Source organism: Streptomyces sp. NPDC043996 (assembly GCF_056435225.1).
In genome coordinates this window covers 1-21,132 of record NZ_JBWKEY010000004.1, presented here as the reverse complement: position 1 = coordinate 21,132, position 21,132 = coordinate 1, and the positions used below count along the sequence as shown (strand labels likewise).

At 67.2% G+C, this 21,132-nt stretch carries 14 protein-coding genes, 3 pseudogenes and 1 CRISPR repeat array; of the genes and pseudogenes, 5 read left to right on the top strand and 12 right to left on the bottom strand.

The window, feature by feature from the left end; all coding sequences use genetic code 11:
- Positions 1-2: 2 nt before the first annotated feature.
- Genes cas6e through cas3 form a run of 6 tightly spaced genes read right to left on the bottom strand, consistent with a single transcriptional unit; the run spans position 3 to position 8,018 of the window.
- Positions 3-794: a type I-E CRISPR-associated protein Cas6/Cse3/CasE gene (gene cas6e / locus AC07A4_RS10990; protein ID WP_478596006.1), complete on the bottom strand. Its 792-nt coding sequence runs from the start codon at positions 792-794 to the stop codon at positions 3-5.
- The gene (cas5e, locus tag AC07A4_RS10985) at positions 794-1,540 is read right to left on the bottom strand and encodes a type I-E CRISPR-associated protein Cas5/CasD (protein ID WP_478596003.1); all 747 of its coding nucleotides are present in this window, start codon (positions 1,538-1,540) and stop codon (positions 794-796) included. Before cas5e ends, cas6e begins: the two co-directional genes overlap by 1 nt.
- Positions 1,537-2,730 carry a type I-E CRISPR-associated protein Cas7/Cse4/CasC gene (cas7e, locus tag AC07A4_RS10980; protein WP_478596001.1) on the bottom strand — a complete coding sequence of 398 codons (1,194 nt, stop codon included), beginning with the start codon at positions 2,728-2,730 and terminating at the stop codon, positions 1,537-1,539. The genes cas5e and cas7e overlap by 4 nt, the downstream gene beginning before the upstream one ends.
- Positions 2,727-3,413 (bottom strand): type I-E CRISPR-associated protein Cse2/CasB, encoded by a 687-nt coding sequence (gene casB, locus AC07A4_RS10975; protein WP_478595998.1) that lies wholly within the window; start codon positions 3,411-3,413, stop codon positions 2,727-2,729. The genes cas7e and casB overlap by 4 nt, the downstream gene beginning before the upstream one ends.
- Complete coding sequence (gene casA, locus AC07A4_RS10970; protein WP_478595995.1) at positions 3,410-5,110, bottom strand: type I-E CRISPR-associated protein Cse1/CasA; 1,701 nt, start codon at positions 5,108-5,110, stop codon at positions 3,410-3,412. The genes casB and casA overlap by 4 nt, the downstream gene beginning before the upstream one ends.
- Complete coding sequence (gene cas3 / locus AC07A4_RS10965; protein WP_478595993.1) at positions 5,094-8,018, bottom strand: CRISPR-associated helicase Cas3'; 2,925 nt, start codon at positions 8,016-8,018, stop codon at positions 5,094-5,096. Before cas3 ends, casA begins: the two co-directional genes overlap by 17 nt.
- 248 nt (positions 8,019-8,266) lie before the next feature.
- Positions 8,267-9,271: a CRISPR direct-repeat array (repeat unit 29 nt; unit sequence GTGCTCCCCGCACCCGCGGGGATGGTCCC).
- Positions 9,272-10,138: 867 nt separating this feature from the next.
- On the opposite strand from cas3, the gene AC07A4_RS10960 reads away from it, so the two are divergent.
- A complete protein-coding gene (locus AC07A4_RS10960) occupies positions 10,139-10,723 on the top strand; it encodes a hypothetical protein (RefSeq protein WP_478595991.1) in 585 nt (194 codons plus the stop codon).
- A 210-nt stretch (positions 10,724-10,933) separates the two neighbouring features.
- Here the strand turns inward: AC07A4_RS10960 and AC07A4_RS10955 are convergent, their stop codons facing one another.
- Genes AC07A4_RS10955 through AC07A4_RS10935 form a run of 5 tightly spaced genes read right to left on the bottom strand, consistent with a single transcriptional unit; the run spans position 10,934 to position 14,774 of the window.
- A complete protein-coding gene (locus tag AC07A4_RS10955) occupies positions 10,934-11,866 on the bottom strand; it encodes a JmjC domain-containing protein (RefSeq protein ID WP_478595988.1) in 933 nt (310 codons plus the stop codon).
- Positions 11,863-12,342, bottom strand: coding sequence for a GNAT family N-acetyltransferase (locus AC07A4_RS10950; protein ID WP_478595985.1), 480 nt, complete (start codon positions 12,340-12,342; stop codon positions 11,863-11,865). Before AC07A4_RS10950 ends, AC07A4_RS10955 begins: the two co-directional genes overlap by 4 nt.
- Before the next feature lie 50 nt (positions 12,343-12,392).
- Positions 12,393-13,652: an MFS transporter gene (locus AC07A4_RS10945; RefSeq protein WP_478595983.1), complete on the bottom strand. Its 1,260-nt coding sequence runs from the start codon at positions 13,650-13,652 to the stop codon at positions 12,393-12,395.
- A 32-nt stretch (positions 13,653-13,684) separates the two neighbouring features.
- On the bottom strand, positions 13,685-14,314 hold the full coding sequence (locus AC07A4_RS10940) for a SagB/ThcOx family dehydrogenase (protein WP_478595981.1): 630 nt from the start codon (positions 14,312-14,314) through the stop codon (positions 13,685-13,687).
- Positions 14,286-14,774 carry a hypothetical protein gene (locus AC07A4_RS10935; RefSeq protein ID WP_478595979.1) on the bottom strand — a complete coding sequence of 163 codons (489 nt, stop codon included), beginning with the start codon at positions 14,772-14,774 and terminating at the stop codon, positions 14,286-14,288. Before AC07A4_RS10935 ends, AC07A4_RS10940 begins: the two co-directional genes overlap by 29 nt.
- Before the next feature lie 894 nt (positions 14,775-15,668).
- On the opposite strand from AC07A4_RS10935, the pseudogene AC07A4_RS10930 reads away from it, so the two are divergent.
- The 3 genes and pseudogenes from AC07A4_RS10930 to AC07A4_RS10920 all read left to right on the top strand — a co-directional run.
- Positions 15,669-15,875 (top strand): annotated as a pseudogene (locus AC07A4_RS10930) (IS630 family transposase); the annotation flags it as partial.
- A 415-nt stretch (positions 15,876-16,290) separates the two neighbouring features.
- A pseudogene (locus AC07A4_RS10925) lies at positions 16,291-16,446 on the top strand (IS256 family transposase); the annotation flags it as partial.
- A gap of 921 nt (positions 16,447-17,367) precedes the next feature.
- Entirely contained in the window at positions 17,368-19,293 is a 1,926-nt protein-coding gene (locus AC07A4_RS10920) for a hypothetical protein (RefSeq protein ID WP_478595976.1), read from the top strand.
- Between the two features lie 55 nt (positions 19,294-19,348).
- On the opposite strand, the gene AC07A4_RS10915 is transcribed toward AC07A4_RS10920, so the two are convergent.
- Positions 19,349-20,020 carry an SMI1/KNR4 family protein gene (locus AC07A4_RS10915; RefSeq protein WP_478595973.1) on the bottom strand — a complete coding sequence of 224 codons (672 nt, stop codon included), beginning with the start codon at positions 20,018-20,020 and terminating at the stop codon, positions 19,349-19,351.
- A 578-nt stretch (positions 20,021-20,598) separates the two neighbouring features.
- On the opposite strand from AC07A4_RS10915, the pseudogene AC07A4_RS10910 reads away from it, so the two are divergent.
- A pseudogene (locus AC07A4_RS10910) lies at positions 20,599-21,037 on the top strand (endonuclease NucS domain-containing protein); the annotation flags it as partial.
- Between the last annotated feature and the right edge of the window lie 95 nt (positions 21,038-21,132).

Below are 21,132 nucleotides of genomic sequence, written 5' to 3'. Positions count from 1 at the left end.
GCCTACTCCCCGGGTGCGGAAGGCGTCGGGACAGGGGCGAGGGTCATGAGCCCGCAGCCGTATGCCTTGGCTTTGCCCAGCCCCTGGGTGAGGGTGCGGCGCAGGGCGTGGGGGTCGGTGACTTCGAGGCGTCCGTCGAAAGTGACCGTCACCACTCTCACCCGGTGGGCCTGTGATCTGTCGTCGCGGGATTTGGCGAAGGACAGTGTGCGCTCGTCACGGACGGTCAGTTCGTACTGGTCTCCGTGGTGAGGATGGTTCTGGTGGGTGGTGCCGCCGGGCAGCAGGCGTTGGTCCTGTGGTTTTTCCAGGACGCGGAACCCCGCCCTTTCCTGGCGTTTGGGGTCCAGGAGCCAGCCCCGCTGGTGGACGGGGGTGACATGCGCGGTGCGTTTGGTCGGTTCGCCGTCCTTGCGCCGGATCTGGTGCACCGGGTTGGCAGTGAGCCGGAACCCCCAGATGCCACCTGCGGCGAGGCGGTCGAGGAAGGGGGCGTACGGGCGGCTCTGCCAGCCGGGGGTGTCCGGATCGAGGGCGGCGGCTGGCCAGCCGGCCTGTTCCACGAGGTGGGTCAGGTCGGGCCGACCGGGACTCACGACGTACAGGAAGACCTCGGCCCTGGCGTTGTGGTCCAAACGCCACAGCACCCTGGGCCCTGGAGCGCCGCCCGTGCTGGTGGTCGGCAGCAGCCCGGGGAAGGAGGCCATGACGGCCGCGTGCAGCGACTGCGGTGAGGAGAGCAGACGGCGGGCACCGGGCCGCGCGGTGTTCACACGAAAGCGGGTCAGATACATCAGAGGGTTTCCTCGTCCACGGCGTCGAACGGGTCATGGCGCGGCACGGGGCGGGCGGCGGCCGACTCGCAGGGAGCCAGCACGGCGCGCGGGTTGGGCACCTCCACGGTTGTGCTGACCACGGAGCGCAGTGCGTGACGCCGGTGCGCGGCAGCGAAGCTGAGGGGCTGATCGCGTAGGACATCGCCGTGCTGTTCGCCTGGGGCGGGCTCGCGCAGAACGACCAGGGACACCGTGTGCTCCTTGCGGCGCAGACGCTGGTACCAGCTGGCGGCCTGCCAGGGCTCATCGCGCAGGGCCTGTGCGAGGGAGCTGTCGCGGGTGCCGATCTCTACCGGGAGGGCCGGTGGGCAGGAGCGTCTGCCGAGGAAGAGAGGGTGGACGGGCCCACGCAGGGCGGTGTGGAGTTCGTCAAGGAAGGTGCGTTCTCCTTCGAAGGCGGCGACGAAGACAGCGTCGGCGAGGTAGAAGCGCTCGGACAGTGGCATGGATTTGCCGGTGACAGCGTGATGGGCAGTCTGGAAGTCCCGTACACGGGTGCCTGGTTGATCGATGCGGACGCCGAAGCGCAGCGCGGACAGGCGGGCCAGGCCGGCGTCGTCGCTGCGGCCGAGGCCCTGGGCCGCGGCGAGCATACCGATGACGCCGCTCTTGGTGGGAGCGGACTCGGTGGTGCGGCGGGCGAAGCGGGCCGACGCCCCCCACGCTTGCAGGGGCCCGGCCAGCCGCAGGACCAGGACGCTCATACGGGCTTGTCCAGGCGCTCGGCGACGGCCTGGCCTACCGCCTGGACCAGTTCGCTCAGCCGGTGGGCCTGCGTGCCGAGGCCGACGAGCTGCTCGGTGCTCGGTCCGACCCGCAGGACCCAGGAGAGGGTGGACTCCTCGTCTCCGTAGGTGCGTTCCACGTCCGGGACGTACTCGGCCAGACGGGCCACCGCTGCACGCAGGTGCCCGCTCTCCCCGGTAACGGGTTCCTCGAACGCGGCGACGTAACTGATGGGCCGGGTGGTGCGCAGTTTGACGATTACAGCGTCGGGAAGGGTGTGGTTCCCGAATGTGTTGATCTTTCCGGTCGGCAGTGACTCGAGGAAGCTCTGTACGAACGCCTCGACCGCGCGCCGCACGGGAGCGGTTCGCGGGTCCTCCTCGCGCAGTCCTTCACCGAGGTTCTTGGCGAGCTGGTGGATGCTGAGCGCCGCGTAGCGGTAGAGGGTGGAGGAGTTGAAGTCGACGGTGCCGATCATTCCGGCGCCCGATTCCGCGTCGGTGTTCTCGTCGTCCACGGCCGTGTAGTAGTCGGACTCGTTGTCGACGCGGTGCACACTGATGGCGTGGGCGACCTGGACGGCGGCATCGACGTTGAAGTCGGCGGAGTCGGCGACCATGCGGCCGAACAGTGCGATGTCGACGGAGTGCCGGGTGTCGGCGATCTCCCGGGCTCGCGCCTTGTTGTCCTTGTCCTTGAGATGGGTCTTGATGTCGGCCGCGCCCTCGACAGCCAGCGCGGCGAGACCGTCGAGCTGCCGTGCGCTGAGGAACATCAGGTACTTCGACTCCGGCGCTGGCTCTGGCCCGCCGTTCTTGGCGGCGTCGGCCTTCCGCTTGGGAGCCTCGATCTTGGAACCGGTGGCCGCGTGGATCACCTCGGCGGCGATCTGGAGTGCCTCGGCAGTGCGCAGGGCGGGATCGAGGCTGGTGATGCGGGCGGCGAGGACCTCGGCGACCTTCTTCGTCCGTACACCCAGTTCGCTCGGGTTAAGGAGGTGCTCCTGGGCGAAGTAGGTGCGGGTGGCGCGCTTCCATGCCTGGCTGGACACGCGGGCGCGGGGCGCCCCGCCGTAGACGGCTGACTTCGGTGCGCCGGTGTCGTCCCGGTTGAGGTTGCTGGGCGGCACTGTCTGCAGCGCGTGCACGTCGAGGAAGATGCGGTTCACGAGGCGTCCTTGTCCGTGAGATCAGTGATGTCGTCGATGTCGTCGGAAGTGGCCGGGGGGTGCGTCTCGTTCTTCTCGGGAGGCCGGGAGGAGTGGAACGACCGTCCCCAGGTCCGGCGTACGGCCTCGCGGCTGGTGGGCTCCTGCCAGCGGTAGAGCTGCCCGGCCAGGAGGGCGTAGTCCAAGGGGATGTCCGCGCCCCTCAGCAGCAGGACGATCTCGCGCAGACGCTGGGCCAGTACGGGCAGGCCGGGTGCGGTGCCGACGCGGACGAAACGCTTGCGGATGGGCTCGGCGATCTCGCCCGGCGGCATCAGCTGGCGCACCGCGGCACCGAGTCCCCTGGGCGCGGTGCGAGAGCCGGGCCGGTGCATGGCCGTGCCGCGGGACTGCTGGTGCAGCGCCCACAGTGTGAGCGCCACGTGTACCGCATCCTCGGCGCGGGTCACTTCGTCCTCGCTCAATAGCCGCCCGCCCTCGGCGGGCCGGCCGTGGAGGACTCCGGTGTCGGCCAGCCCCCACAGATCCGGCACCTGGGAGAACTCCTTGCCCGCGCCCCGGCGCAGCCGGGCCAACGCCCCCACTGCGTAGGACTGGTCGCCCAGATACCCCCGTTGCAGTGGGACGATGTGGTCGCTGGTGAGCGTGCTGACGCGCTGCTCAGTGGTGGGGGGTGTGGTCATGCAGGCACCTTTGGAGAGGAGTGGGGCCCCTGTGCGGAGCCGTCGTCCGGCGGCCGGTCAAGGGGGTAGGGATCGCCGAGCGCGTTGCTAAGGCGGATGCGGAACCATTTGTCGGCAAGGGCCGAGTTGAGCCACTCGGAGCCCTTCCTTGTCGCCACCACCCGGCCCTCCCACGCGGCGTCGCCCGCCTCGCTCATGAGGCGTTCGCTCAGGCGCCGCAAGTGCCGGTGGACGTGTCGCTGCCAGCGAGTGCGGTGAGCGTCGGGGTCCTCGGCTGTGGCCAAGTCGCGCAACCAGATGCGATAGGGGCCGTCCAGGGTGGCGAAGCCTAGGCTGCGGGCGGCCGAGCGGGGGCCTTCGCTCGCGCTGCCCGCAGCGCGGGCGAGATCCGTGGCGAGATCGCCGAGCGCGGTGACCGCCTTCTCCGCCTCACCGACCGCGTCGATGGCCTGCCGGGCATATACACGGTCCTGCTGATGCAGCAGCACCACGGCCATGGCCAGCCGGTCGTCGACGATCTCGTCGATCACCGACTGCTGGGTTCCATAGACCGCCCCCAGGACGCGCGCCCGGATCAGGAAGCCGCAGGGCAGCTCGCCCTCCGTCACCAGCCGGGCAATCCATTCCAGGATGCCCGGCCGTAGCATCTTGGCGGCCTCACCGCCCTGGGCCGCCTCGGCCCGTCCCACCACCAGGGCTTCGATACCCCGCCACGCTGCCCGGGCCGGATCATGCTCCCGCGGCAGGTACACCAGCGGCTCTCCGCGTTTCTTCTCCTGGGCCGGGCTCCTGCGCCAGGCGGTCATCGGCTCGTCGCCGTGCATGTTGTGCGCGGCGAGCGGATCGCCGTAGCCCAGCACGACGCCGTAGGCACCGTCCGCGTCGAAGCGCAGGCGCAGCCGACGGCTCTGCCAGGTGTACAAGTCACGCAGGCCCGCCGGCCGCTCACGGCCCGTCGGACCGGGGCCGCACGGCTCGCGCCGCCAGGCCGGAGCGTCGTCAGGGGAAAACCGCACGCCGCTGGTGTCGGCGGCGACCAGATTCAGGAGCAGGGTCTGGCGCAGTGTCTGGCCCTCGGCGAGGACCCCGCCCAGTGTGCCCGCCCACCCGACCCCGAGCGGGTACACCTTGCCGCCCTTGACCCGGTCGTCGCCGTCGATCCCCGTCTTGATGCCGGAGGTGTCATACGCGTGCGCGTGCACGACCCAGCGGGCCGCCTCGGCGAAGCCGAGCCGCTCGACGGCCGGCATCCGGGAGCTGAAGAACGGCTCGCCGTTGGGGACATCCGTGACGATCCGGTTGAGTGAGAAGACCTCGTCGCGCACGGTGCGCAACTCCGCGACCTGGAAGAACGGCGTGCGCGGGTGCAGCAGGTCGAACCGTTCACGGTGAGCGTCGAGATAGGCCGCGACCGGCGCGAAGCAGTCGTCGTCAGCCCACATGCACGCCCAGTGCTCCGTGTCGCGCGGGCCCTGAAGCGCATCGTGGGCCAGCGCGAGCAGGAGACGTATCAGGGCGAACTCCTGCGTGGGCAGATCCCCCACAACGCCACGGAGCTGGCCCGCACGGGCGAAGACATCACGCAGCGACAGTTCGTCCTGGATGCCGTTCTCATCCAGTACCGGAATCCAGGGCCGACTGGTGAGGTCGAACGCCAACACGCCCTCCAGCGCGGCTGGTTCATCGGATCTGGTCACTGCTCACCTCAAGGCCGTCGCTTTGGCTGTAGCGGAGTGAAAAGCCTGCCAGAGAGGTCTGACAATCAGCGTCCAGCGCCAGAATCAGCTGGCCAGCCAGCCAGTGACTGTCCTTCCCCTGCCAGGCCGGCACGTACAGCTCTTCCAGCTCGGCGATCGCGCGGTCCATGACCTCGGCGTACGAGAACTGGAGGGGCAACCGCAGCCCACAACTGGCCGCGGCCCGCGCCGCGGCCGCCGTCGGAGGCCGGTCCTGAGGCAGCTCCAGCCCGCCTTGGCCCTTCGCCAGCCAGGGCAGTGTGGCCAACGAACCGTCGGCCCGCCGCTGCACGACCACCACCTCCAGGCTCTCCTTGCTGTCGCGGACCTGGGCCCGTCCGGCCCGGGTGTCGTCCGCGTCTCCCACGCCCGCCGCCACCCACCCGATGAGCGGCCGGCCCGGCCGCCCCACCGCGTCCAGCCGGAACACCTCCGCCCGCCCGGCCCGCTCCGCACGGTGCTTCTCGTGGCGCTCGCGCGCCACGGCCATCGCCTCGGACCACGCTGCGGGGCCTGCGCAATCATCGGCGTACGCGCCCTGGACCAGGGAGTTGATGTCCCCGGGCAAACGCACAGGCGGACGCGATCCCTTCAGGTGGGGCAGCAGGACGGCGGCGGAGCGCAGCAGCGCATACGCCCCGTACACAGCGACCGACCCCCGCACCGGAACAGGCACCTCCCCGCTCCAGTCAACACCGGTGACCAGGCACCGGGCCGTACGCAGACGCTCGGGGCGCTGCACCTGTCCCGCGCCGCGCCGGTGCCGGTGCAGGCGTCCCATCCTCTGGAGCATCAGGTCGACCGGGCACAAGTCGGTGACGAGCAGGTCGAAGTCGACGTCGAGCGACTGCTCGGCGACCTGGCTGGCGACCACGATGTGTGCCCCGGCCGGGCGCCGCCCGCCCGCCTTCTCCGGCGGCCCGAACCGGGCGAGGAGATCGGCGTCCTTCTCCGCCCGGTCCACATCGACGAAACACGAGTGAGCGACGGTCACGGCCTGTTCACCGAAGCGCTCACGCAGCGCCCGGGCTGTCTCCAGGACCCGCCGGACCGTGTTGCGTACGACCAGGACGCAGCCCCCGCCCTCCAACTCGGCCGCCAGCCGGTCGGTCAACTCCCGCTGGCCGTCGTCGAACGGTTCCAGATGGACATCGCCGCCCCGGGACGAGGCCGCGGTCCCTTCGACGACCGGATCCTGACCGGCCGCAACGGCGGTCAGCAGCGGATAGGAGGCGGCCCGCGCCACCTCCTCAAACCCCCCCGCATCACCACCGGTCTCACCACCGGCTCCGGCATAGGCTTCCGCGAGCTGACGGCGACGGGCCGAGGGCAGCGTCGCGGACAGCACCACCACCGGCACTCGGTAGGCACCCAGCCACGACAGCACCCGGTCCAGATAGACACTCATATACGTGTCATAGGCATGCGCCTCGTCGATCACCACGACCTTTCCTGCGACCGCGAGATGACGCAACGCCACATGCCGGCTCTTGAGCCCGGCGAACAGCAACTGGTCCACCGTCCCCGCGACGAACGACGACAGCATCGCCTTCTTCCGCCCACGCAGCCACGCATGGGCGACCAACTCGGCTGGAGCCACACGCTTCTCGTCCGAGGGCCGCCACCGCCCCACTTCTTCGTCCACGCCGACCGCAGCGATCCTCTGCCGACCAGCGCGCATCAGCTCGGCGTACTCATCGTTGAGAGCGGCCTTGGAATGCGCGAGCAGCACAGACCGCCTGGTCCCCTCCCGCGCGGGCAGCCGACCAAGCCACTCCAGCAGCCGCGGGAACATCGCGTTTCCCGTCGCCATCGTGGGCAGGGCGAAGAACACTCCGCCCGCACCTGATCGGGCCGCGAAGACCTCGGCGACCGCGAGTGCGGCCTCCGTCTTCCCTTCCCCCATCGGCGCCTCAACGATCATCAGGCCAGGCGCGGGCATCTCACGAGCCAGCCGGACCGCGGCCTCCTGCACCGGCCGGGCTCTCGCCCCCGGCGGCAGATCGAACCGTGAGGCGAACACCTCCCGCGCGTCCCCGGACGGCTCTTCGGCCCGCCACGAAGAAGGCAACCTCAGCCCACGCCAGGCCGCAGCGACCCGCTCCTGACCGGTACGGGTCTCCTGCGGGAAGTACGGGAACAGGTCCGGATTGCTGGCGATCCAGTCGGCGACGATCACCACAGCGGTCAAAAGCACCTGCACGGGCTGCGGCAGCTTCACCGACCGCCAGGCACCGAGCCGCTCCTGCACGCCGTGCTCCTCGGCACACGCATCGAGCAGCTCCTCCTGGACCCGCCGCCAGAGCTGGCCACTCGCCCCCGGCGCCCGAAGCAGATACGGCCGGTCATACAGATCATTGAGCTGCCCGTGCTCCGGCGGCACCCCGTGGTGGCCGCCCGCGACGACCGCGAACTGCCCGCTCTGCCGGGCCGGCCAGCCGTACCGCTCCTCCAGCCATTCACTCAGCAGCACCTGCCCCGCCAGCGCGTGCGGGGCCATCCTGCGATCCGCCCCGAACTGGCCTCGGGTCTTCATCTCCAGGCCCTGCCCCCGCATCGCGTCAGCGAGCTGATCGACCTGACACGCGAAGGCCGGCGTAGCCTTCCCAATGTCATGCACCGCCGCCAGCCACATGACCAGCGACCGGGCGTCCTCCGCTCCGCCGGGCAACACCCCAGCCGTCAGCGCGCGGACGTTCGCGGGCAGCCACTCGTCCCACAACAACCCGGCCACCGCAGCACTGTCCTCCATGTGCTGCCACAGCGGTAACCACCCGTCGGTATCCCGGTCGTGCTTGGCCCACACAGAACGCACCGGCCCCGCAAGCCGGCCCCCGAGCCCCGCACGTACCTCCCCGTCAACTGTCATGCCAGAGGCATACAGGCAAACCCAAGACCACCGCAGCGATACAGAGAAAGCACACCCCCTTACGAACAGATCAAGAAGAATCCGGACACCAGTGCACAGCACGTCGTATCCTCCGGCGTCAGACACACCCGCCGCACGAGCACCCGCCAGTACCAAGGAGCCTGCCGACCCTAATGTCTCATATGTCGGATTCGGTGAAGCTGCTCGAAACCAGCACTTGGCAGCGATAGACCCGCAGGTCAAGGAGTGTGCTCCCCGCACCCGCGGGGATGGTCCCGTATGCGCCGGCCAGTTAGGCGGGAAGGAAGGGTGCTCCCCGCACCCGCGGGGATGGTCCCACCACGGCAACACCCGCGGGTTCGTCGGGTGGGTGCTCCCCGCACCCGCGGGGATGGTCCCAAGTCGCGGCGCTGCGCGCGAGCCTGCTACGAGTGCTCCCCGCACCCGCGGGGATGGTCCCTCGTTCACCGCGAGTGCCACCGCAGCGATACCGTGCTCCCCGCACCCGCGGGGATGGTCCCCGCTGGTCGTCGTTCCGGAAGAAGTCGAGGGCGTGCTCCCCGCACCCGCGGGGATGGTCCCGTGTTGTCCAGATGGTTGAACGGCGTGTTCCGGTGCTCCCCGCACCCGCGGGGATGGTCCCGAGGTAGTGGTGACTGATACTCACCACACCTTGTGCTCCCCGCACCCGCGGGGATGGTCCCTCGTCCGAACGAGCTAGGCATGTGCCCGTGTCGTGCTCCCCGCACCCGCGGGGATGGTCCGGTCATTAAGTGGCGCGCTGGCGGCGTCGACAAGTGCTCCCCGCACCCGCGGGGATGGTCCTCAGTCCATCGCGCTCATGATCCGCGCCCACCGGTGCTCCCCGCACCCGCGGGGATGGTCCCCATGCCAACGGGTAACGGCGGAGACCGCGACGGTGCTCCCCGCACCCGCGGGGATGGTCCCTTGGCCTACAACGGCACGGGCCGGCCGGAGCCGTGCTCCCCGCACCCGCGGGGATGGTCCCTCGATGCGGTAGGTCTGCTCCACCTCGGCACCGTGCTCTCCGCACCCGCGGGGATGGTCCCCGTCGGCGCCGCCCACACCCCGAAGTGCGGCTGTGCTCTCCGCACCCGAGGGGATGGTCCCGGCTACGACACCCGCCCCGAGGGGTACGGACTGTGCTCCCCGCACCCGCGGGGATGGTCCCGTGGCGCAGACGTCGGCGAACCGGGCTTTCCGGTGCTCCCCGCACCCGCGGGGATGCGGATGCAAGTCGCGGTGCCCGGGTGGGACTTGTACCAGTCGGCGCAGCTTCAGCACGGCCCATCGCGCAGTCGACGACACCCCAGTCCATACACACAGCACACTGCCGGATAGCCACCATGACCACCTCAAGCGCGAGCGCCACCAGGCCGCCCACCTCCGCTCCTTGCAGCGCGGACCCGCCCGGATGGCGAACGCCCTGTCCCCGTGCGTCTCGCGATCTTCGACACGATGCGCGCCGCCGAGGTTGCCCTCACCGAGTGCGCTGACCAGACCGCCGCCACTGTGCAGCGTTCCCCGATGGTGAATGCGTCGCGGTCGTGGCCGACCGCCGACCGGGCCCGCCGCGTCGGCTCGCGCGCGGACGTGCTCGACCCGCGACGGTGGCGGTACACCGGGCGCCGGACGGCGTCGTACGCGCGCTCTGCCTGCTCGCTCGCGGCGAGTCGCGGCCGGGCCCGTTCATCGCACTGCCGGAGCGGGAGAGCGGAGGATCACGGCCGTCGCCGGGGGGGGCGGCGCCACGATTTGCGGTGGTGCGATCAATGTCCTGGGCGGCGCAGGTCAAGCCCCACTTGCGCATTGTCTGGGGTGGGGCAGATCAGGGACGGGTTCGGCGAGGGCAACGTGCACCGGGAGTTGCATCTACCCAGCGTCACGCCCAGCAGCTGACGTCGCTTGCTGGACTACTGCAGTCAGCTAACCGGAGTCTGGAGGCCAGGGCTCAGGAGCAGGAGAAGCAGGCGGTGGAGGCAGTTCCGGCGCGGGTGCTGGGTCAGTGCCTGTTCGCCGAAGTGGCGTACGCGGGTCGGTGGTGGGCGTCACGATGGTCGTTGAGAGCGATTCACTGGCCGGGCCAGGGAGGGCGGGGTGTGGTGACCACGGTGATGTGGGAGTCGCAGTTCGGGGCGTCGCACGAGGGCAGGGCGGCGGCAGTCCTGGACGACGGCAGCGAGCCGAAGTCTGCGCTCTTCGATGCGGGCAGTTCCGCCGAGGTGTACCAGACCAGCGACTGGTGGGTCTACGACGGCACCCCCGGCACACCGCGGGCCTGCGCGCTGCGGGCGGCGTGCTCGTGCGGCTGGCGCGGAAAAGAGCAGTTCGCCATCGACAGGGGGCGCATCGACCCCGATGCCCCCGATGACTACGACGTGAGCGGCCCGTACCGCGCCTGGAAACGGCACGTTGATGCGGTCGAGCGGCAGACTGTGCCCCTCCCGGCTGACGTGCAGGACCTCCTGGAGCAGGTGCGGCAGCGCCTGACCGTACTGGCCGAGGACGCTCCCCTCGCCGCGCTGCGGGCCATCGCGACCTTGGAGGAAACCGTTGCCGAGACGGGGCAGAGCGCCGCGTTCGGGGTACGCCAGGATGAGCCGGACTGGGACACGATCGCCACGAAACTCGGCCTGACCGAAGCCGACTCCCGCACGCGCCTGTACAAGTACAACCTCTACTGAGGCAGTCCCAGCAAGCGCCGAGCCTGCGGTCGGGTGGCAGATCGCATGGCGGCTTCACCGCGCTCAAGGCATCGGTCGGCCGTACGCGCGGACCCGGCAAGTTGCTGCTGGGCAGCGTGGATCATCGGCTAGAGCCTGTCCGGTGGGTGGTGCGATGGGCATCGGCGCACGTGGCCGACCGCACGCCCCGCCAACGCCCCTGCGTGAAGATCAGCTATCGAAGGTTACGTCGTACCGCGTCGAGTCCACGATGAGTTGCTGTGTTGCGTCTCGTGCGAGGCGGTCGGCGTCCAACTTGTTGAGCTCTTCGGAGAGTTGGCTCAGGACGCTGCGGATCTGCCGTGCTGCCACGTCCGTGTCCAGCGAAACAAAGGCATGGCCTTTTGTTGCGGCGATCTTCCGGATCACTTGATCCAGCCGGTCCGTGATGCGGAAGGAGCGGAATTCGAAGGCGATGTGCATCGAGGGCGCGTCCTGGCTCTTCGCTGAGTGCGCTGTCCCGGCCTCCAGGAACATCGCATCACCGGACGTGAGGGTTACGTTCTCCGGCTCATCCAAGGTATCCGCCGGAGCGGGGCCGCCGCGCCACGAGCTCCCCTCGGGGACCCCTTGGAGTACCCAGTCTTTTGTGCCATGCAACTGGACTGCGAAGATGTGAAATTCATCCCGATGGACGACAAGCGCCTTGGCGTGTGGCGGCGTGAAGAACACGTCTGCCTTGACTTGGGTGCCGGTGAGCGCGGCGAGGTCGTTGACCATGTTCCGGACTGGAGGGTGCCACTCCTCCAGTGATTTCAGGATGATGGTCGATCCCTGATGGAACTGTTTCACCACCAAGGCGGCGTCCGCGTAGAGCGGCTGCTCAGCGAAGGCAACGCGCCGCGTCTGGGTGAACTCCCTTGGGGAGACTTGCTTTCCGTCTCGAACGAGACCTATGTAGGGGTACCTGAGCAGCCCCCCGTTGAGGGCCGTCTCCAGCTCGGGCACCCCGAACGTCTCACGTGCCTTGCGTGATGCTGCGAACCGTCGCGGAATCAGCTCCGCCCCGTCAACGGAACCGCCGAATATGGGCAAGGCCCGTGCGAGCACCCTCAAGTCTGCTGCGCGGCACTCTGCTTCGCCTGCTGTCTGTCCCACGCTCATCGATCTCCCCTCGCCTGGATACCGCTGTTTAGGTTCCATCTCATGACGATGCGCTGCTCCACCATGCCCACACTGCGAAAGAGTCTGCGCTTTTCGTCTTCCCCGCCAAGGATCTGAATCTCGACAGCTCCTGCTCCACGACTGGACGCGTCTTGCGCGCACGCGTGAAGCAATTCTCGCCCGAGCCCTCGTCCTTGATGTTGAGTGAATATTTCCATGTTGAGGATGAACGCCGTTGTGTTTCCAGCGTGGCGCCTGAGCGCATACCAGAGGTTTCCGACGTGCTCGCCCTCCGGGCCTTCAACCGTGTACAGATGGTTGTCGGCTGTGGATTCCCTCTGTGGCAGTAGCCTCGCAAAGTCGGCGCGCGCCCGTTCCATGGCTTCGCCCATCACGAAAGTGCCAGCGGCCACGTTCCGTTGCGCATAGTCGGCTATGACATACGGCTCATACACGGCGTATTCCGCATCGGTCATGAGGCGAAGGTGAACTAGATCTTGTCTCATGGCTTCCTTCATCGGCAACGTCACTTTGTGGGTGTCGCAGGTGCTACCGCAGACAAGCGGTCCGGTACTCGACGCTCAAGTGCACGCACACTGCGGCTCGATACGGATGCGAGAGTTGACGCCACAATGACGGCGCTTACGCAGAGCAGGATCTCCTTGCTGCCAAAGGCCATTGCCAGGGGGCCTGCGAGGAGTTGTCCGAGCGGAACAGCGGCCGTGGCGCCGAGGAGTTGGTAGGAGAAGACGCGGGCCAGCCGGTCGCCGGGGACGTTTTCCTGCATCGCGGTGCTGCCGGCGACACCAATCTGTTCCATGGCCATGCCGACCAGAAGCGCGATGGGCAGGAGATAAGCAAGTTCAGGGGAGATGGCCAGGCCGGCCGGCAGGAGGGCGCTGAGGGCGGTCATCATCACCCCGAAGCCCAGAGCCTTGCGGGGTTGCCATTTCAGTGCCAGATAGCCGCCCGCGATCGTGCCGAGCGCCTGCGTGGCCAACACAAGTCCCCATGCCCGCTTGCCGATGGATTCGTCGGCGATGGCCGGGCCGAGAACCTGAATACTGCCTGCCCAGACCACCTGCCAGACGGTGGACTGGAGGACCACGATCCACAGCCAGCGGTGTGAGATGAACTCCGACCAGCCCTGCTTCAGATCGATGAGTACCGAGCGCTTGCCCGCAGTCTTCGGGAGTTCCGGCACGTGGACTCTGTTGAAGATCGCCCCGGCCAGGGCGAAGGTCAGTGCGTCGACGATGATGCCCCACGGAGGGCCGGCGACGGCGGCGATGATGCCTCCGGCGGCCGACCCGATGACCAAGGCACTGTTGGTGAACATGCGGAAGATGGCGTTGGCTTGCTGGAGGAGGCTTGCCGGAACGGTCTGCGACACCAGTGCTGATGTTGCGGGAACGGAGATGGCCGCGAAGATGCCGTTGAGCACTGACATCACCATGAGGAACGGCAGGGACGTCACGCCGACCAGCAGTCCCACGCCGACGGCCAGCTGGGTTGCGGCCGCGGCGTAGGAGGAGCCCTGCAGCAGCAGGGCTCTTCGCACTCGGTCCGCCAAGACTCCGCCCAGGAGCATCATCGCGGCGTTCGCCATGGACCGCGCCCCAACCACCAGTCCTAGCTTGGTGGGGGATCCGGTGATGTCGAGGACGGCGAACGCGAGGGCAATGTGGGCTATTCCGTTGCCGATCGTGGTGACGCCCCGGCCGATGGCCATGATGCGGAAATTGGAATGGCTGAGTGGGCCTTCCGTCACGTTCGATTCAGCCATATGCTTCCTGCCCCCTGCTGTTCTGTGCATGGTCAGTTGAGGAACGGGGTCTCCGGCGAGCGGTACCGGATCGGTGAGCCGTCTGGGTTGCACTGTGGAAGACCGCAGCTGAAGAAGAAGGTGGGAAACTCGCCGATGCCGTCGATGGTCAGGAGATCTTCGACCTCACTGTCTCGGAACGCGCCGGTGAGCCCTGCGCCGAGTCCGAGAGCCGTCGCCGTCATCGAGAACACCTGGGCCACATGGCCCACGTTCTGGAGGAGCATCTTGTATGCCCGAGGGTGGGGGTACTTCCAGGCCATGCGCTCAGGCACGGCCGTGGTGATGACTCCAAATCCAGCGGAGGTGAAGAAGCCTTGAGCGTGGGTGAGATGCTCAAGTTGTTCGCGGGACACCTCAGGGTGGACGCTGATCAGGCCATGCCTGATGTTGTCATACCGATAGATCCCCGGCGAAACACCGTTGACGTTAACCGCGACTACGTAGGCTTCCGTTTCGTGGCGTGCTCCGCCAGCGGCGCTGGCCCGCAACTGGACGACACCCATTTCTCCGGCGTCGGAGAAGCGGAGTGGGGCGAACGTATAGTGCAGCAGAGTCGAAAGCGACTCAAGAGGGATCGGGGAATCGAAGAAGTCACGATGCGTCCTTCGGCCCTCCAGCACATCCTTGAAAACTTGCCGCCATCTCCGTATGAACTCGCGGGAGCAACAGAATCTCAACTGAGGGGTCGATCGGCTTCGCACCTCGCGGCATGTCACGATCGGCCAGCGCATCGCCATATCGCTCGCGCTCATCGGTGCCTTTACTGGCAAACGGCGCGTCTCGTATGCTCTGGTGGAACTGCCAGGCCAAACCGCCCCATTCGCACCACGGGGTGGGCCAAACAGATTCACCGTCCCCCACTTCTTCGAGGAAGCCCAGCTCCAGCAGCTGCTTCAGAGCCCGAGAAATAGCTTCTGAATCTCCCTCGACCTCTTCCAGGTTGATACCGGCCGGCGACTCGATCAGCATCCGCGCGATCGATCGATGGAGTCGAACCCTGCCCTTTACTCGCGGACTCGAGAGATACACGCCGTCTCTCTTGACTTGAAACATCACCGGATCGATCGGGCGCGCCTCCACCTACATCCCCTTCACCGTTGCCTGCCGATGTTGAACAACGAGAAAAGTGTTGCCCCTCCATACGGAGGGACAACACTTCCGGCTCAGCCCACCTGGTCGAAACAGGCCAGGGCTTCGCTCTATTCCTGGACGATCACGATGAGGTCAACAGTCTCTTCGTTCTGCATGACGCCTCCTCTCATATCGCTTGGGAAAGCACCCCGTCAGGGCGCTCCTGGAGATTATCCAGACCATGAGGCCGACTCAACGGCACACTTTCAATCCCGAAGGAATTTAGAATTCCGTATCCAGTCGCCCATAAGGTGGACCTCAGTCCAACGCCAAGGGGTTCCTGCGGACTTTGTTGAAGCATTGCGAGAATGCTTCAAAGGCTCGCCGTAGATGGCGCCATATGGGGCATTCGCGGCGCAGGTAAGTTACGCAAAAGGGAAGATTCTCGGCAACTGTCGTAGAGGTGAGAGTCTTGGGTGTTCCCGGTAAAATAGGTCTTGCTGAGGCCGCTGGGATTGGAGACTGAGTCGGCTTGAACACGTCACCACCCTGGAGTTGCTGGCACCCCCGGGGGGCGGGATATGGAGAACGCCAGGACTGCCCAGTGAACTGTTTTCATCCTGAATATTCACAGGTCAGGAGGGTGTGGATGGCGTGGCCCGCGGTTCCGGTGCGGCAGGTGGAACATCGGGCTCGCTGTAGCAGGCGCCAGTACTTGAGTTGAGCGAAGGTGCGTTCGCCGGAGGGCCCGCAGTAGGGCGCGGCCGCGGTTGAACTCCTGTCGAATCGCCTCCACATGGCCTTCACGGCCTGGCCTAGTGCTTTGACCAGGAAGGTTCGCCGGGTTGGAGGTTGGGGCAGTTGGATGGACGGTGACGTCCGTTCTGACGGCTGGAGGCGTGTGTGGCCGAGCCTGTGCGCAGACTGACCGATCAGGAAGGGCAGAAGCTGCAGCAGGTCGTGCGCCGGGGCAGCACCAACCCGGTGCGCTACCGCCGGGCGATGATGCTGCTCGCTTCGACCGGCGGCAACCGGGTCCCGGTAGTCGCCCATCTGGTCCAGGCCGACGAGGGCACGGTGCGGGGGGTGATCCACCGGTTCAACGAGATCTGCTGGTAGCGCACCGTCAGTCCCTCGACCTGCTCGGCGAACGTCCGCCGACCGCAACTCAGAGAGTCACAAAACAGCCCCCGCACCGACAGCCTGATCGGCACCGACCGCCCGCCGACCGCGACGTCGGCAAGCGTGCGGGAGTAGCGGCTGTGCACCCGCGTCGCCCCGAGACCGCGGTCCGGACACGCCACCGTCAACTCGCTGGTACAGGCAGCGATGCGAACCACACTGCCCGCCGACCACACCCGTTCCACCTGCACCGCATCCAGATGCGGAGACACAGTTCCTACGAGGTCATCACGCTCACCGACCATGCCGCTACCCGTGACGGAGTGTCACTAGCGCACGGTGGCACACCCTCGCTTCACGAGAATCTTGCCAGGGCCACGTTCGCGTGTACACCGACGACGTCCCGAACGAGCGGGCCGCGTTGAAGTGCGTCTACATGGCGATCATGTCGCTCGACCCCACGGACCAGGGCCAGGGCCGGTGGACCATGCGCTGGAAGACGGCGCTGAATGCCTTCGACATCACCTTCGACGGCCGCCTCTCCGCAGCCCGTCAGTAACCGTCAACCCCGGTTACACCGCTCGTTTGACAGACCCGTCTATTGCGGAGCCGAGTTGGTCCGGCCCTGGTCCGGATCTTGGTGTGCGGTCCGCTGTGCGGACGAGAGGGCCGCGCGGTACCACGTGGCACAGGTAGGCGTGGCGTCTTCTGGCGTCCACGTGGTTTAGGTGATGCCGTTGGTGCAGGTCGGGCCTTGTGGTGCAGGTGCTTCGATGGTGTTCGTGAGACTTGGTGGGAGACACCGCACCATGACCCAACTCCTGGACCACCCCTGCCTCGCCGCACTCGACGCTCGCCTTGATGTGATCGCCCGCGTCGGCTGAACCCGGCCCGCCGGCGACGGGCCCACGCCCCGCGGCCGCAGGGCCCGGCTGGTGCGCCGGCCTCGCGGTGGGGACTCCACACGCGTCCGCCTCACAGTTGCCGGACCGTTGAAAGCCGTTCGACTCCGTGGAAGAGGCGGGTCCCGGACCTCCACAGGGTCGGTAATGCCCATACGCAGGCCCGTTGTCTGGAGCCGGTGGTAGGCGAAAGTAGCCGGTGTGTCGATGTGACGCCGATGGCGGTCGTGTCCCTGGTGCCGGGCACGTGGCCTGGGCCCTGGGAGCGGGTCGCAGTCGAATCACCGACCTCCTGTCACGTTTTGCAAACGTCCGGCATGGCTCCCAAGTGGCGAGTGCAACGTGATCGCTAACAGGTTGCGCGAGCGTGCGCGGTGCTTCCCCGTTGGCTGAACACGTTTGGATGTCTGGATAGTTGGTTGCTGTCTGAGCTCAGCAGGGCCTAGGAAGGTGGGTGGCAATGCGAGAACCAACCACTGGGAGAGGACTACAGCTTCGTGCGCAGTTCACTGAGGCGAAGAAATATATTCGCTCACTTAGTCATGGGTGTAGCGGCTGCCGTGCTTCTCGGATCCGGGGTGGCGACCGCGCTGCCCGAGCCCGCCTACACCCCGGCCCCTGACCCCAACGCTGCCCCCTCCTCCCGCCCAGCGGCGGGGCCGGAGAGCGAGAATCAAGCCGGCAACCGCCCAGTCTCCGGCAAGAACCCGGAGGCTGGCCCGACGTTCACGCAGACGGGCGGTGTGTGGCAGGTCAACACCACTGAGGTGGTCCTGCGTAACACCGTGACCGACAAGGACAATGACCGGGCCAACCTGACGTTCGAGGTCTACACGACCGACGCCAACGGCAACCCGAAGACCAAGGTCAAGTTAGACGACAGCGAGTTCGGCGTCCTGGTGTCGGAGTACGTGGCATCCGGTGACCGCGCGCAGGTCAAGGTCGACTACGACAAGCTGAAGCCGGGCGCCACCTACACCTTCCACACCTCCGCCTACGACGGCAGCTTGTATGAGACCGAATGGTCCCCGTGGGCCAAGTTCAAGGTCCGCAACCGGTCGGTCGACATCAGACTCCCCGAGCCCAACAAGGACGCACCGACCCTGAACCAGGACGACCACCAGGTGCGGCAGTCGATTCCCCAGCCGTCCGTGAAACCGGCCCTACCGACGGTGCCGCCCGTCGGCCGCCGCACGGCGGATGGCTGGAGCTGTGGCGAGCTGAATGAGAAGACGGGTATTCAGCCCTGTTCGCGTCTGCTGCCGGACGACAGCAACGAGACGCGTGATGCCCTCACCAAGGGAGTGGGGCGGGCGAGGCCGGAGCTTCCTCCCCTCGTCGACTGGTGCAAGGGGCTCAGTAAGTCGCACATCAAGCGGTACGAGGCGTGCATCGGCAGCTTCACCTATGAGTACGAGGGCATCGTCATTAAGGACGGCAGGCCCACTGGTGAAGTCCTCAACGCCTCATGGGCCGTAGGCCAGGAGGTGAAGCTGTCGGGAACCTCGGCGACACTCACTCAGCAGCTCACCCTCGTGCCGACGAACATCGACGCCAAGTTCGGGTCGGTCACGCTCAACGTGGAGTTCGACTGCCTCCCGGGGGACCGGTGCTCCAACGGCCCGCAGTCGTGGGACGGGGCCCTGGTGTGGGCGGGCGCGGACCCCTTCTCGCACTCGGCGGTCGGAAAGATCGACCACACCTGGAGCGCGGCCGACAAGGCTGACACCCTCGACCTGTCCACGAAGATCACCGCCTACGCGCCAGTGGCGAACCCAGCCGCCTCACGCTGGACGGCAGACGGCGCGCAGATCCGCTGCGACAAGATCTCCTCCACCACCAAGCCGGGCTGCACGTTCCACAAGTACATCCCGACGTGGGTGATGAACTTCAACAAGACACCCGCAGCGGTCGCGCACGCGTGGCTCATCCAGGCCAAGCTGCCCAACCACCCAGGCAGCGAGACACGCAACAAGCCGATGTTCTACCTGCCAGCCGCGGCCAAGAACGCCCACGGTCGCGACCCGAGTAAGAACCGCGAAGTCATCTGCCCCACCAACGACGACAACACCGGCTGGGCGACCAAATACGGCCACCCCGACACCACCGTCCTGCCCGACATCAGCGCGAACGACAAGCGGTCGTGCGATGAGTTCGCCTACGCCTCCAGCTACAACTCCGGCGGCATGCCCGCCACTATGGGCGGCAAGAACGAGGTCACCTCGGGCAACAAGTGCGCGCAGACCTACGCCACCCGCGTCAAACAAGGCGAATGGCACCTGTACGACGACACCCGTAAGGCTGCCCCGACCTGGAAGGAAGTCTGCGGTCGCTCCTCCATGTCCGGGTGGATGAACTCCACCTCGATGGGAGGCGCGTTCAGCTCCGGGTTCTCCCAGAAGTACCGGCTGCTGGATCAAGACCCGTACTGGGTGGGCTTCCCTCAGTTCGGGCACTGTGACGCCACCAAGGCAACGGTAACCTGCACCGTCCCCAAGCCCTAGGCAGTAGTCAGGCGACCTCGGCGGGGCTCCCGGCCCTGGCCGGGGCCGCCTGACCTCAGCGGGGGCCGTCCAAGAGGATCCGGCCCGGCGGAAACTGGCGTGCATCCCGGGGGTCCACCCACGTCAGCCCTCCGCCCGCGGTCAGCGCAGGCCAGTTGTGCTCATCGCGCCGCCCGCCCGGTTCGATGAGGCAGCGGCCCTGCTCCAGAGCCTCAGCCAGCTCAGCCAGCCACGCCTGCAGCGGCCAGCCCGCGGTGAAGGCCGGGATGGGCTCGGGCTCCTCGTCGGCGGCCCACCGGCCGAGGTTGCCCCAGGACGGCTCATCCAGGCGGGCGTCGATGTACCGGCCGTACCAGATGTCGTCCGGCGTGCAGGAGATCGGAATGCACCCCGGCTCACGCTCCCAGTCCCGTGTCTGCAGCACATAGGCGTCATGCACCTGCTCCAGCCGGTACCAGCCCTGGCCACCCGGCAGGAACCCGGCGGACCACCCGCCCTGCCCAGCCGCGGGACCGTCAATGCCATCGTGAAGCCGATACCACGCCCGCAACGCGGGCGGGAAGGAAAGACCGATCGAATCCTCCACGGCCGAGATGTCAGCATCGCTGGCCGCAGGGCGCAGTAGAGCGGCGGAAGCCGGGGCGTGAGCACGCAGCCACCCTTCGACACGCTCCCAGGCGACGGCGACTTGGACGCCCAACTCCCGTGGGTTCCATCGATCTGCCATAGCGCTACCGTACAAGCGGGCACACCCACTCCTCGAGACCCGCAGAACCGCAACCTAACGAAGCACTACTTGGCCGTCTCGTTTGGGGCATCGGATAGTCGGTCTGAGCGTGTCGTTGACCGACGCGCACCGGGCGCGGCGCGAGCTGACACTTTCAACCGGCGCAACCTGACGGCCGCTAGCGGGATCGCTGTGAGGGCGAACGGCACGATGGCCTTCAAGTTTCAGACCAGAACACAGCGGGTGTGCCTGCCAGACCGCGCGACAACTGGCACGGGGACGGACTGCTGACGCCAGCGTTGTCGTGGCTTGCGGCTGGAGAGTAGGTGCTTAGAAGGCACTCGTGCTATCGATCAAGTAGTTGGCTCTGACCTGCGGAAACGTGTCTTTGTCGCGTAGTTCTATGGGGCCCGGGGGACACATGGGGGAATCGTAGATCCCTGGTGCCTGGGGGAGACGCGGGATCCCCAGGCAGGCCATATGTAGGGTCTCACGCTATCTTCACGCTCCCAAGGGCTCTCGCGGAAACAATCCTGTACCTCATTGGCGTTGGTGATCTCCGAGCCGAGGAGGGGAAGGTGTCGGGGCTGAAGCTCTTCAACATGAGTGGCGGCGTGACCGAGGTCGTGCCGCGTCTGGCTGCGGCCGAGGCGGATGTGCAGGACCTCGTCGAGGCGCACATGGAGACGATGCTGGGCGTCAGGTTCCTGGCGAGCGAGTACGTCATCGACTGCGTCGAGGGCGGGCGGATCGACTCGCTGGGTCTCGACGAGAACGGCGCGCCGGTGATCGTGGAGTACAAGCGCGGCACCGACGCGGGCGTGATCAACCAGGGGCTGTACTACATGGCCTGGCTGACGTCCCATAAAGGATGCATTCCGGAGTCTGGTCCGCGACCGGCTCGGAGTGACGGCCGCGTGCCAGATCCTGTGGAGCGCACCGAGGCTGATCTGCGTCGCCGGCGACTTCACCCGCTACGACGCGCACGCCGTGCGCGAGCACCGGCGCTCGATCGACCAATGCCACGAAGTTAAGGCCCCGATGACGATGTCAAGGCGGTCGCAAGATGTGGCAGGACCTCTGCTATCCAGGGGATCGACCAAGATCTTCCT

Excerpts from the sequence above, each read along its gene's own strand:
- cas3 (WP_478595993.1), bottom strand. The coding sequence starts at position 8,018 with ATGACAGTTGACGGGGAGGTACGTGCGGGGCTCGGGGGCCGGCTTGCG.
- cas6e (WP_478596006.1), bottom strand. The coding sequence starts at position 794 with ATGTATCTGACCCGCTTTCGTGTGAACACCGCGCGGCCCGGTGCCCGC.
- AC07A4_RS10945 (WP_478595983.1), bottom strand. The coding sequence starts at position 13,652 with ATGGCTGAATCGAACGTGACGGAAGGCCCACTCAGCCATTCCAATTTC.
- casB (WP_478595998.1), bottom strand. The coding sequence starts at position 3,413 with ATGACCACACCCCCCACCACTGAGCAGCGCGTCAGCACGCTCACCAGC.
- AC07A4_RS10915 (WP_478595973.1), bottom strand. The coding sequence starts at position 20,020 with ATGGCAGATCGATGGAACCCACGGGAGTTGGGCGTCCAAGTCGCCGTC.
- cas5e (WP_478596003.1), bottom strand. The coding sequence starts at position 1,540 with ATGAGCGTCCTGGTCCTGCGGCTGGCCGGGCCCCTGCAAGCGTGGGGG.
- AC07A4_RS10950 (WP_478595985.1), bottom strand. The coding sequence starts at position 12,342 with ATGACCGATGCGGAATACGCCGTGTATGAGCCGTATGTCATAGCCGAC.
- AC07A4_RS10955 (WP_478595988.1), bottom strand. The coding sequence starts at position 11,866 with ATGAGCGTGGGACAGACAGCAGGCGAAGCAGAGTGCCGCGCAGCAGAC.